This window comes from Pelovirga sp. C15f, assembly GCF_057178085.1.
Window position 1 is genome coordinate 1,080,742 of the sequence record NZ_JBXUCV010000001.1, and the last position, 13,086, is coordinate 1,093,827.

Here is a 13,086-nt window from a genome sequence, read left to right on the forward strand (position 1 = left end):
CCCCGATCGGGGCCTTTACCGCAGAATCAGGGCAGCCGCAGGGACTAACCGGCATTGAAGTTGAATCCGGCGTCAACGTAATGAATTTCTCCCGTCACCCCCGAGGCAAGGTCAGAGAGCAGGTAGAGGGTTGCCTTGCCGACATCCTCCTGGGTAACCAGTCTTTTCAGTGGTGAACGTTCTTCTGCTACCCGCAGTTTTTCCTTGAAATTGGCAATACCTGATGCCGCCAGGGTTTTAATCGGACCGGCAGAAACGGCGTTGACGCGAATCCCTTTCCCACCCAATTCAGCCGCCAGATAACGCACTGACGACTCGAGGGCCGCCTTGGCAACACCCATGACATTGTATTCCGGGACGGAACGCACGGAACCGAGGTAGGTCATGGTAACAATGCTCCCCCCCGCTGTCATCACCGGCAGGGCGCAACGGGTCATGGAAATCAGCGAATAGGCACTGACATCGAGAGCTAACCGGAAGCCATCACGGCTGGTCTGGCTGAAGGGGTTTTTCAAATCCTCGCGATTGGCATAAGCGACCGCATGAACAACAAAATCGACGGTACCCCAGGCTTGTTTCAGATGATTAAAGACTGCGACCATCTCTTCTTCATTCTGCACATCACAAGGAAGAATAATGGTGGAATCCAAACTTTCGGCCAACGGTCGTACACGCTTTTCCAACGCCTCATTCAAATAGGTAAAGGCCAGTTCAGCACCCGCAGCCCGAAGCTGCTGGGCAATCCCCCAGGCAATACTTTTATCATTGGCAACCCCAAAAACTATTCCACGCTTTCCAGACATCAATCCCATATTCAAATCTCCCAGAGGGTAATTAATTTGATCAACACAACCGTTACTTTTAACAAAAGAACCATCATAAGGCAAGTTATGATAAGAACAGCATATCAGTTATCAGTTGTTTTTTTATCACGCCCCTACCCTTACGGATACGGATTCGGATACACTAACAACCACGTAAATTTCCAACACATCCTCAAGGAGACAATCCATGGCGAAAACCCTGTACGATAAACTCTGGGACGCCCACCTCGTCAGTCACGATAAAAACGGCACCAGCCTGCTGTACATTGACCGCCAATTGCTTCACGAAGTCACCTCACCGCAAGCCTTCGAGGGTTTGCGCCTGGCCGGACGCACTCCCTGGCGTACTGATGCCAACCTGGCGGTGCCCGATCATAACGTACCGACCAGAGATCGCGCGGCCGGCATCAGTGACCCGATTTCGCGGCTGCAGATCGAAACCCTCGAAAAAAACTGCCGCGATTTCGGCATTACCCTCTTTGCCATGGATGATCCCCGCCAGGGAATCGTTCACGTCATCGGCCCCGAGCAGGGCGCAACCCTGCCCGGCATGACCATCGTCTGTGGTGATTCCCACACCGCTACCCACGGGGCTTTTGGCGCGCTGGCTTTTGGTATCGGCACCTCCGAGGTCGAGCACGTGCTGGCAACCCAGTGCCTGATCCAGAAAAAATCCAAATCGATGTTGATTGAGGTCGATGGTGAACTGCCGTCAGCCCTGACGGCCAAGGATATCGTCCTGGCGATTATCGGCCGTATCGGTACCGCCGGTGGCACCGGCTACACCATCGAGTATGGCGGCTCAACCATCCGCAGTCTGTCGATGGAAGGGCGCATGACCATCTGCAACATGAGCATTGAGGCGGGTGCACGGGCCGGCCTGATCGCCGTAGATCAGACCACCATCGACTATATCAAGGGGCGCCCTTTTGCCCCGACCGGCCCCCTGTGGGAGCAGGCGACCGGAGCCTGGAAGGAGCTGCGCAGTGATCCCGACGCCGAATTTGATCGCGTCGTCCGCATCGATGCCCGCGATCTGCAACCCCAGATCAGCTGGGGGACCTCGCCGGAAATGGTGGTCACCATCGACGCCTGCGTGCCCGACCCACAAAACGAGCGCGACCCGGTAAAGCGTGAAGGCATGATCAACGCCTTGACTTACATGGGGCTGACCCCCGGCACCCCGATGACAACAATCCGTCCCGATATCATCTTTATCGGGTCCTGCACCAATGGTCGCATTGAGGATCTGCGCGCCGTTGCCAGCGTGGTCAAAGGGCGCAAGGTCGCCGACTCCATCAAGCAGGCGCTGATCGTCCCCGGTTCCGGTCTGGTCAAGCAGCAGGCGGAAGCTGAAGGCCTCGACAAGATTCTGATTGACGCCGGTTTTGAATGGCGTGAACCCGGCTGTTCCATGTGTCTGGCCATGAATAACGACCGCCTCAAACCAGGCGAACGGTGCGCATCGACCTCGAATCGCAACTTTGAGGGTCGCCAGGGACAAGGGGGCCGCACCCACCTGGTCAGCCCCGCCATGGCTGCCGCCGCAGCGGTGACCGGTCACTTTATCGATGTTCGTCAACTGGAGGTGCTGGCATGAAACCTTTTCAAACCCTAACCGGCATGGTTGCCCCCCTTGATCGCTCCAATATCGACACCGATGCGATCATACCCAAGCAGTTTCTCAAATCAATCAAGCGTACCGGCTTCGGCCCCTTCCTGTTCGATGAATGGCGCTATCTCGATCATGGTGAACCCGATATGGATTGCAGCAAACGCCCGGTCAATCCGGATTTTGTCCTCAACCAGCCCCGCTACACTGCCGCCAGGATTCTTTTAACCCGTGCCAACTTCGGCTGTGGATCATCGCGTGAACACGCCCCCTGGGCCCTGCTTGACTACGGCTTCCAGGTCATCATCGCCCCCAGCTATGCCGATATTTTTTACAACAACTGCTTCAAAAACGGCATCCTCCCGATCGTATTGCCGAGCGAAACCGTGGACCTGCTGTTCCACGAAGTGGAAACTACCCCCGGCTATCAACTGACGATCGACCTGGAACAGCAGAAAATAACCACCCCGTCGGCAACCACGTACAACTTTGACATTGACCCGTTCCGTAAGCACTGTCTGCTGGGTGGACTGGATGACATTGCCCTGACCCTGGAAAAAGTATCGGCGATTAATGCTTTTGAAGAGCAGCATCGGCAACAGTCGCCGTGGTTGTTCAGGCAGTGATATAAGAAGCGGTCATGGACGACGAAAGACAACCCTTGCCATAGGAACTCGGACCCGGTGCTGAACGGATACGCACCACGCAGGAAACATAGTATGCTGCCCATATTCCTGCAACCGGCTGGCTATTAACAATTCCCGATTAAAATTATAGACATATTTGAAATATATGGCAAAATAAGAGATGTAAAGATTATAAACAGCGTTTTAGGATACCGGACAGAAAGATCTCTGTTGACTGATCCACCAGGGGGTTCTTTGAGTCGTTACCGCAAGACAGATTGCAACCTGTGCACCGTCAAGGACAATCCGCTGATCATTGTCAGTTCTCGCCGCTTCAGCGTAGAAGTTCTGGCCAGTTTTATCAGTGACAAAACGCCGATCAAATGGACCATCGTCGAAAAACTGGACACCGTTCCATTACCTGGCGGCCGCGACGACCATGAATGGCGGTTGATTTTTGTCGACGCTGTCGGCATGAGCAACGACGATATTTTGCAGATGCTGCACCGGCTCGCCCTCCCCTATCTTAAACAGGATATCGTCGCCCTGTTCAACCTGACCCACGCCCAGATGGATCTGTCTGAAATGATCGACCTGGGCGTGCGCGGTTTCTTTTTTGAAAATGATCAGGCTGAGTTCATGCTAAGAGGTATTTGCGCGCTGAAGAACGGGGAAATGTGGGTTTCCAGGGGAGAATTGATGGAATACGTCTGCCGACGCACTCGTAGTGCCCCTGCAGAAAAGCATGCTGCGAATCTGCTGACAAAAAGGGAAAAGCAGGTCGTGTTGCTGCTTGCCTCCGGCGCCACCAATACAGAAATTTCTTCCGCCCTTTTTATCAGTCCGCACACGGTTAAAACGCACATCTACCACATCCTTAAGAAACTCGGTGTTCAAAACCGCCTGCAGGCCGCCCTCTGGGCTTCCAAAAATTTGAGTTAAAACGTCCTTTTCATCCCCCTTTTCGCCGTCATACTTCAACGAATCCCGTTTTCATACCGGCACATATCAAGGCCAAACTCCTCGCAAATCTAACGTTCGACACAGAGTCAAACACCCTGATAGCAGTGATTAATGCCGCTATCAGTATCGCTGCGCTGCGCAAATTCATACGAAACAGGTATGAGAAAATGGCTCAGATGAATTTATTTATCATACTTTCAGAGTATTTTTCCTTTTTTAAAAAACTAGAAAAAATGGTCATCCGGCGGGATAGCCTTACCTTTTGCGCCTGCTATCATTATCGACAATTGGTATTCCAGGTCTGATATTTCTGCCAATTGGAGAAGGTTCCCAATGCCTAAATATGCCAAGCAGAGAGCTTTTGAACGCTTTGACTTGATGGCTCCGGCGACGATCAGTCAAGGCGCCAATGCAAATGGCAAACATCATCATCTGCTGTTGACAAAAGACATCTCATGCAAGGGGGCTTATTTCAGCACCATGGAACCCGCCTCCTACGAAAGACATGTCCAGGTCGAATTGCTGTTGCAAGTAACTGACAGCGATCATCACATAAAATACCTGTACTTAACGACCACGGGTGAAATTGTCCGCCACGACGAACGGGGCCTGGCTATCCAATTTGATGAAGACGCGATGCTGAAACCCTTTCACATAGGTTAAATGCCACCACCGAAGAATCCGAAAAGCCAACCCCTTCGCGAGAAGGGCGCGGAAAGCCGAGGGTCTTCCAGGTTTTCCTCTGAAGACAGCCGGGCTGCCGAAGATCTCTTTTGCAGAATAAAAAAGACGCTTGGCAGTACTGGTTTGTTACCGATTTCCCGATGGGTCTGCCACCCATCGGGAAGCACACTATCAGAGGAGGACGCCATGAAGCTCACTCGACGAATTGCCACGTGCCTCGCTGCATTTACTGTAGCCATCCTGCTATACCTGTCCCCGGCCTTCGCCGCTTACCAGGGGCCCGGCCTGATCAAGGCCCCGCTTATCACCCAGACTCATGAGGTAGTCGGCATCGCCAATGTCTGGAACACCAAGGATGAGTTCCGGGTACGGCTTATTCCCAGCGACTCCTGGGAACTGAGGAGCGTCAAGGTCTATGTCGGACATAAACCTGTCCCGGCCACGCGAAAAGGAAAGCTGATTCCCGGTCGATTCACCTATAAGGACTCATACGCCAATATCAATGATGAGTATTGGTTGAGGTTGAACCTGGCAGACGATCTCGGTTTTTCCTGGGGGGAACCTTATGCCGACATGCGCCTGCAAAACGTTGCCGTACACCTGAGTGCGGTCAAGCTCGACGCTGAAGGTAATCCGGGTGAAACACATGCCGCCTGGGCCTATACCGGCGAAGGGGTTGCCACCCGAACCGGGGAAATCGATGAAGCAAGCCTGACGGATTTTGAAGGCGTCGGTGCCGGCTGGTGGTTCCAGTATCAGCTTGCCCACCCCAAAACCGGCCATTTTATCGATTCTCCCGTGCAAGGATTAAATGTCTCTTCGCCGACCTTTGACGGCATCACCTACGAAGGTGGAGCATTTAACTACTTCCCCGGCGAAACGGTGACCTTCTCGGTTGGGGATTACGTGCTCGGCAGTACCCTGGCCACCCACAAAGTCTCGCCCCTCGACCTGTTTGAAATGGCCGACACGGACAATGTCGAGGTCATCAACATGGCTCGCCTGCTGCAGAGTCTCGACGTAGAAGGGGATCCCAAAGACGGCATCCTGGTCACCGATGATGTGGTTGCCTCCCTGGATACGGCGATGAAAGGGCTCGAACTGGACCAGTTCGATTTCAGCGATAGCGACCAGATCGACCAGGTCATTCTCGACACCGCTTACCAGGGTGATATGCAAGGGTTGAGCCTGACGGTGGTCTCGGCAGAAGACGCCAAGAAAAATCTGGATGATACGTTGAACGCGGCCATGTTCCGCAAGAACGTTTCTAAGTCACCCTCACTGGCGAGTTCGAAATCAAAGCTGAATGTGATGGGCGTCTGGTTCCCGGCCTTAAGGGCCAACGCCTCGTTGATTTATGGCGAGTCCTATCCTGAGAACCCGGAAGATTACACCGAACCGACCACTGAAATCATTGAATACTTTGATGAAGAAGGCAATTTCATTCGTTCTACTGACCAGGCAAAACCGCTGATTATTGTTTATACGGACGAAATCGAGGGGAGCAACGGCGCGCATGATGTCTGGGCCGCCATCTCTCGTGACGACGGCAACACCTGGAAACGCAAGAACATATCGCGGATGGCCGACCGGTCATCGTTCACCCTGGCCAATGGTGAAGAGTTTTTCGGTGAATGCAAAAAACCCGTTTTCCAGGTCAAGGGCAACAAGATCATGATTGCCTGGACCAGCAAATTTGCCAGAGGCGGCAAACCCCGCTACGCGATCCAGGTCTGCCCGGAAGATGAACCAGACTGTACTGTTTGTAACGGTTCAGGGGATAACGAGACCTGTGGTCCTGACTATCCCTATGACGACCCCTATTATGTTGATGACATCTGGGGTGTCAGTGGCCCGCAACGCTCCGTGGACTACACCGACGAGGGCTATCCGGAAGTCGGCGAAGTGCCCTACAGCGCCGTCTGGGTGGCCCGTGGAATTATTGCTACCCAGGCCGATGTCAATGCCGGACGAGGACGCTTTATCGGTGATATCGTCTGGTTTAAACCGGAACGCTTGACCTCGGCCCGCCGCGACGCCAACCAGGTCTTTATGGGTGGTGCTGACGGTGCCGGGTTCGCTATCTCCTGGCAGGAAGATCCGGGCGGACTGCGTCCCGGTGAAGCCAAAGGTCCCGGCCCCGGTTGGGGCGGCGCTACGACCAATCACAAAACCGACATCTGGTACAGTTATGTCACCATGTGGGATTTTGCCAAAGTTGACACCAACTTTATTGCCGGCGGCGACCCCGAGCATGATGATATTGATTTTGCCGGACGTCCCAAGGCTTTGGTGCCGATGTCGTTACCGGTCCGGATTTCCGACAACGACGTAGTCAACACTGACAACATGTGGATTGAGCTGACCAGCGACGGCCTGCCGGTCCTCGACGCCGAAGGCAATGTCATTCCCGTCCTCAACCCCGACACCAGTTCAGATGACAGCGACGGCTCCCATCGCTACGGCTATATGCTACCGGGTCTCTGGAATTGGGACGGCAATATTTACTACGAAGATGGCGATACCAGTGGCTGGAGTGCAGGGCAGGGAACCCTCTATCAGTTCACCAACCAGCAAGGGGACTTGAAAACGGTTGTTGTGACTGCAGATGGCCGAGCCCTGGACGGTAATACCGGAGCAGCCCGCCCCAACCTGTTTCTGCAGACCTACACTAAACCCGACGGCAGCAAAAGCGCCTGGGCCATCATGGCTTATGAGGAAACCAAAGGGGTTGGCCTGGGCCCGGATGAAGATGCCGGTAGCAGCGATGGTGAAGGGATGCAGGATGGTAGCGGCTATGATCCCTTTGAGGAATTCCCGGATTCAGGGAAAAACGCCATCTACCACAGTTTTGATTTCCAGAATCCTGACGTGGTCAGTGCTGGAACCATCCTCAATCTGCCGGAAACTGATGAGTACGGTAATCCTTTATACGTCGTGGAGCCGGAATACCTGGGATCAACTCAAAACCCGGATGGCACTTATACTCCGATTCCGAACCCGGATGCCGGCACGCAGCTCACGGACTGGAAGGGTGATCCGATCCTCGCCTACGAAAATGCCAGACGTCCGCGTTTCATTCTGCAATCAAAAGCGGCTGCATTCGGAGGTTTCATGGCCGACGGGGTCACTTTCAAGGAACCAGACAACTCCGGGACCGTGTTGATCGTTCTTTACAAGGAAGGTGAAGAGGGTGCCGGGCGGCCGTCCGATATCATGGCCCGTCGCTGCGTGGTCAAGGACCCGGAAGGTGTTATTCGCAAAGGCAACCCGTGGGATCCGAAGAACTTTATTCCACACAGCGACACGGACAGCAGACTGGCCATCCAGAATCTCAGCACCGTAACCCCAACCGAGACCTGGATTAATCCTGACCGAGACGAGAATGCCAAGGGTGAAGGGACCAAGGTCTGTCGCTGGACACAATCGGAAGAAAACCTGCTCCTCAAATCAGGAGTAAACCCGTATGAAGATGCCCGCGCTCACCGTGGTGCCATCCGTGGCGACTTCGTGGTCATGGGCTATTCCTATACCCCCAACTGGGCCGCATCACGCAACGCCCACGACAAGTATGACTTCTATATCCGACGCTCCTTTGACGGTGGTGAAACCTGGACCACTGACCCTGATACCCAGGTCGCTGTTAACCACACCGACATCTTCATCGACCCTGAGGGCATCTCAGGTGCCGAACTGACCGAATCCGGGGATGATGCGAGCGAAGCGACCAAACACTATGAAGTGGTCACAAGCTATGCACCGGGAGTCTACGAACCGGCCCGCAACGTGTCGCTGATCAAGAACAACAAGATCAGCGTGATCGAGCCGCGGATCGTCGCAGTGCCTGGAACAATCAAGGTTGATGGCGTCTGGACCGGGATTGGTGAAGACAAGCAGAACCCTGATGTCTTCTACCTGGCCTACGGCACCTCGACCAACCTCCCGGATGTCGAAAAGGCCCCGGAAGACCTGTTCTACACTGTATCGATGGACAGGGGCACGACCTTGACCGAGGACACCTGGGAGGTCAATCCGGACAGCACGGGCAATTATGCCGGAGAAGAAGTGACCCGCTGGGCTTATTTGGCTAAGGGTGACCCTGAGCAGGGCGAGGTACAACTGCGCATGACCCCTGACGGTTCACGCTTCTATAGTTGCTGGCTGCAGGAGATTCCCCCGGTCGATCCTGAGAACCCGGGGCACTTCGAGGGCAGCGACATCTGGTTTAGGCGTATCATGCCGATTGAATTTCCATCAAATGATGCAAGACCTGTAGTGCCATAATTCGATGGAAAGCTGTTGATCATGAAGGCACCGCCGCTCTATTGCGGCGGTGCCGATATCTATCCGGGAGAATAATGATGAAATCAATATCTACTTTTTGTGTCTCATGTGCCTGTCTCTTACTTTTTGCTAGCGTGACCTTTGCCGCTACCATCCCTATCAATCTAAACGATTTTTTTGCAGATCCGGATTTTGCCGTCACGGTGGCTGACGATGGTTCTTCCGCCCAATTAAATGAAAATTTTTACTATTCTGGTTATTTATCCAACGATCCCCTTTTAGGGGATGATGGACTAATCGTTCCTGATAACGTTCTATCCCTCGACTTTTGTCTTAATTTTTCGCTTGCAGAAGGCAATGAAGACCTCTTCTACGCCATACTTTTTGATGGCGAAACGGGAGATCCGATCCCTTCGGACAGCAGCTTCTATAATCTTGACTACGGCTCCATAGACGTTACAGAGACATTTAACGGGGTGCTGTCATGGGATTTAAGCGACCTTGACCCTGGGATTACCCTGCTGGGATTGGAGTTTGTTCTGGAAACATATGATGACCTGTTTGCATCGACTGCAAGCATCAGCAACCCGGTTTTCGTGACCGCAGGTTCGGCCCCGGTGCCGGAGCCCGGCACGTTCCTGCTACTCAGTGCCGGCCTCGCCGGGTTAGTGGTTTATCGACGTAAGGGATAAAGCTTTTTAAATTTTAGGTAAAAGGAGTATACGTCATGCGCTATCTGATTCTGATATTGTCACTACTCCTCGCCACGCCGGCTATAGCAGATGACGGCGCCATGTTCCGCAAAAACGTCTCAGCCACGCCGGATCTGGAGACAGAGTTTGCAGCGATCCGCATGCTACCCCTCTATGTACCGGCCCAGAACACCTCCGGCGAACTGGTGCCCATCAGCTACCCACTCGCCGACGGTACTGACAACACCGAAGCTGACCGCACCTTTGCCCGGCCGTTGATCGGACACTACACCGACGGCCACGTCGAAGGCATCGACGAAGAAGGATACGGCGGTTTCCCCGGCCATGGCGAGCGTGATGCCTATGGCGCAGTCAGCCTGGATGACGGCAACACCTGGAAACGCTCCAACCTTTCCAAGTCAGCTGATCTGTCGTCTTTCAAGATCAAAAACGGCCGAAAGAAGGTCGCCTACCCGGGTGACGTCGGCCGAACCTTCGCCGCCTCGGACGGCAACAAGGTGCTGATCGCCTGGGTCAGTCGCTATTGTGGTGGCGGCAATCCAACCTATGCCATCACCGATACGGAACTGTCGGCACTTGAAGCACATTTCACGGCTGACGAACGCATCGACCCCGTTCTTTACCTTGATCGCGACCTGTTCGGCGTGCCCGGCTCGCAGCGCTCTTCCGACCTGGCCGACGAAGGCTATCCGCTGATCGGCGAACTCCCCTTTGCCTGCGTCTGGACGGCACGGGGCGTCATCCACCCACCGGTCGAAGAGAACGGCACCAGTACCTTTACCTGGTTCAAGGCCGAGAGGCTGACTTCCGGGGTGCGCGATGCTAATCGGCCTGAAGCGGTCTGCGTCAAGGGTGCCGGTTGCGTGGTCACCTGGCAGGAAGACCCGGATGGTATCCGCCCCGGCGAAGGCGAAGGCCCCGGCGAAGGTTGGAGCGGCGCTATCGCCCACCACCAGACCGACACCTGGTATTCCTACATCTCCTGGAATGACTTCAACCTGGTAGCGGACGGGTCTTACGGGACGGTCAACTCGGAATACGACTGGACTGCCGACGGCACACCGATGGCCGCTATCCCCTTCGCCATGCCGGTACGGCTCAGCGACAACGCCATGTGCGTGATGCCGGATGCGGACGGCAGCTCTGACGATGCCTACTGTTACCACGACTTTGACGCAAGCGGCGCAGCTGACTTCTGTGCTTCCTCGGTCCAGGTCACCATCGACACCCCTGAGGGACCGACCCAGGATGTCAACATGTGTATCACTGAAGACGGTCGCCTGCTACGCGGCAATACCGCTGCCACACGGGCCAGGATCAGCCTCCACGGCTACTCAGCTGAGTGCGCTTTCGACAAGCTCAATCCGGACAGCTGCCCGATTACCAGTGCCTGGTTCTCCATGGCCTACGAAGAAAACAAGGGCCTGGGTGAGGACGGCGAGGAAGAAGTGGTCTCCGAAGACCTGATCGAAAAGGTCGACATGGGTAAGAACGTCTGGTACCACACCTTCGACATGTTCAACCCCGAAGTGGTTTCACAGGGGCTGATGCTTAACCAGCCAGCGATCTACCCGGACGATTTTACCAACCCCGAGGGTTTTCTGACGCAATATACCGAGCTCGGTTACAATTTTTACCAGATTGACCCCGACCCGGTATACGAAGTTCAGGCCGGGCTCGAGACAACACTTCTTCAATCCGAGATCGCCCGACGCCCCAGCCCGATCACCCAGGACTGGTACGATGCCGGCGCTAGCGGCACGGTGGCCTTCCAGCTCTGGAAACAGGGGATCATTCGCCGTGGTGGTCCGGCCGACATCATGGGACGGCGTTTCGTCATGCCGTTGCTCGACGAAACCTGCACGACCGAAACGGTGTGCGACGAGATTTGTACGACCGAACCGGTCTGCACGATCGAAACGGTGTGTACGATCAACTCAGTGTGCACCGACAATCTCCCCAATCCCGATTACAATTACCACCCGGGTCAATGTCGCAGGGATCCCACCCAGCTGCGATGTTACCCTTACCTGGATCCTGACGGTAATCCCACCGATGCCGACCAGATCTGCGAAGAAGATGAGATCTGCGAGGATGTGGAAACCTGTGAAGATGTTGAGACCTGCGAGGTCGACGAGTCGACCTGCAGAGATGAAGAAATCTGCACAGGTGGCGTAGATTACACGGCCAACCCCTACGACTACGCCAACATGGTCTGCGAAAATGCCGACGGCACTTCGGCCTGGGCCTTTACCGATGGCTCCAACCCCCGCTACGTCAAGGGCCTGTGCGCGGCACCGGCAATCAACCTGTCCGGCAACACCATCCTTGAGGGCGAATGCGGCGACGCCGCAACCTGCCTGGATGTCTTCCCGATCAACGAGTACTTCGACGATTTTGCCGGCGGCACCCAGGTGCCGAAAATCTGGACCTGGCAGCAATACGGTCCGGGCTATGGCGAGGAACCGCCGGACGACAGCAACCTTAACGACGTCTCCTGGGACAACCCCTACGATGTCGCCAAGGGGCACCGCGGCTTCATGGCCGGCGACATGATCCTTGCCATGTACGCCTGGTCGCCCAACTGGATGGCCAACAGCGTCGGCCACGACAACTTCAACCTCTATGCGCGGCGCTCCTTCGACGGAGGCAAAACCTGGAGCACCCTGCCGGCAAGCTTCACCCATAGTGACGGCATCACCTATTCCGGCGACGGCACCACCACCTGCGAGTGGATGGGCCCGGCCGGCTCGGCAACCGAGTACCCGGTGTGCGTTGTCTATAGCGCCGGCGCTTTCGAACAGGCGCGTAACCTCTCGCAGCTGGTCGGCACCCAGACCACCATCCTCGACCCGCGCTACTCACCGACCACCCGCAGCATCACGCTGGAATGGGTCAGTACCTTGTCACTACCGCCTGGATTCACTGCCCCAGATTATGCTGACGATAACCGCAACCCGTCACGGTTCTTCATGGTCTACGAGACCGGTGACAACACCACCGTCGCTTCCGGCGAGGCCGAGCCTCTCGACCTGTTCTACAGCCGTGCGGTTAACTGGGGCGACAACTACCTGGTATGGGCGGATGAAACCGACCTTTCCAGCTGTCTGCCCGCAGCGGACACCACTGAGCTGGCAGGCTTCTGCAACGAGTTCGATGCCCTCGAAGGCAGTATTCTGGCCGAATCAGGCGAGGCCTCGATTACCAGCAGCCCCGGCGGCCAGTTTTTCTATTCAATCTGGAACCAGTGGGATTTTGACCGGCAGGATGGCGAAGAAATTGGTGCCGATGCCTGGTTCCGCCGTGTGCTTTTCGTTGATGAGGAAACTGCCCCATGAAGCGTAACAGCCGTCGCGCAAGAAGCTTGTACCGGCAACAAA

8 protein-coding genes and 1 riboswitch are annotated in these 13,086 nt (G+C 55.2%); of the genes, 7 read left to right on the plus strand and 1 reads right to left on the minus strand.

All coding sequences use genetic code 11. From position 1 onward, the window contains the following. Window positions 1-44: 44 nt before the first annotated feature. Window positions 45-812, minus strand: coding sequence for an enoyl-ACP reductase FabI (fabI, locus tag AC1931_RS04985; RefSeq protein WP_483876119.1), 768 nt, complete (start codon window positions 810-812; stop codon window positions 45-47). A gap of 199 nt (window positions 813-1,011) precedes the next feature. On the opposite strand from fabI, the gene leuC reads away from it, so the two are divergent. The 7 genes from leuC (at window position 1,012) to AC1931_RS05020 (ending at window position 13,044) form a co-directional block, all read left to right on the plus strand. Continuing rightward, window positions 1,012-2,424 carry a 3-isopropylmalate dehydratase large subunit gene (leuC, locus tag AC1931_RS04990; RefSeq protein WP_483876120.1) on the plus strand — a complete coding sequence of 471 codons (1,413 nt, stop codon included), beginning with the start codon at window positions 1,012-1,014 and terminating at the stop codon, window positions 2,422-2,424. After that, on the plus strand, window positions 2,421-3,062 hold the full coding sequence (gene leuD, locus AC1931_RS04995) for a 3-isopropylmalate dehydratase small subunit (RefSeq protein ID WP_483876121.1): 642 nt from the start codon (window positions 2,421-2,423) through the stop codon (window positions 3,060-3,062). The genes leuC and leuD overlap by 4 nt, the downstream gene beginning before the upstream one ends. A gap of 231 nt (window positions 3,063-3,293) precedes the next feature. Further along, entirely contained in the window at window positions 3,294-4,004 is a 711-nt protein-coding gene (locus AC1931_RS05000) for a helix-turn-helix transcriptional regulator (RefSeq protein ID WP_483876122.1), read from the plus strand. Between the two features lie 354 nt (window positions 4,005-4,358). Beyond that, window positions 4,359-4,688 carry a PilZ domain-containing protein gene (locus AC1931_RS05005; RefSeq protein ID WP_483876123.1) on the plus strand — a complete coding sequence of 110 codons (330 nt, stop codon included), beginning with the start codon at window positions 4,359-4,361 and terminating at the stop codon, window positions 4,686-4,688. A gap of 15 nt (window positions 4,689-4,703) precedes the next feature. Beyond that, window positions 4,704-4,790: riboswitch (cyclic di-GMP riboswitch) on the plus strand. Between the two features lie 105 nt (window positions 4,791-4,895). After that, entirely contained in the window at window positions 4,896-8,993 is a 4,098-nt protein-coding gene (locus AC1931_RS05010) for a choice-of-anchor O protein (RefSeq protein ID WP_483876124.1), read from the plus strand. Between the two features lie 74 nt (window positions 8,994-9,067). Then, entirely contained in the window at window positions 9,068-9,685 is a 618-nt protein-coding gene (locus AC1931_RS05015) for a PEP-CTERM sorting domain-containing protein (RefSeq protein ID WP_483876125.1), read from the plus strand. Between the two features lie 35 nt (window positions 9,686-9,720). Continuing rightward, the gene (locus AC1931_RS05020; RefSeq protein WP_483876126.1) at window positions 9,721-13,044 is read left to right on the plus strand and encodes a choice-of-anchor O protein; all 3,324 of its coding nucleotides are present in this window, start codon (window positions 9,721-9,723) and stop codon (window positions 13,042-13,044) included. Window positions 13,045-13,086 lie beyond the last annotated feature (42 nt).

Bases quoted from the DNA above. Each gene is read 5' to 3' on its own strand.
- fabI (WP_483876119.1), bottom strand. From the start codon at position 812: ATGGGATTGATGTCTGGAAAGCGTGGAATAGTTTTTGGGGTTGCCAAT.
- leuC (WP_483876120.1), top strand. From the start codon at position 1,012: ATGGCGAAAACCCTGTACGATAAACTCTGGGACGCCCACCTCGTCAGT.
- leuD (WP_483876121.1), top strand. From the start codon at position 2,421: ATGAAACCTTTTCAAACCCTAACCGGCATGGTTGCCCCCCTTGATCGC.
- AC1931_RS05005 (WP_483876123.1), top strand. From the start codon at position 4,359: ATGCCTAAATATGCCAAGCAGAGAGCTTTTGAACGCTTTGACTTGATG.
- AC1931_RS05010 (WP_483876124.1), top strand. From the start codon at position 4,896: ATGAAGCTCACTCGACGAATTGCCACGTGCCTCGCTGCATTTACTGTA.
- AC1931_RS05015 (WP_483876125.1), top strand. From the start codon at position 9,068: ATGATGAAATCAATATCTACTTTTTGTGTCTCATGTGCCTGTCTCTTA.
- AC1931_RS05020 (WP_483876126.1), top strand. From the start codon at position 9,721: ATGCGCTATCTGATTCTGATATTGTCACTACTCCTCGCCACGCCGGCT.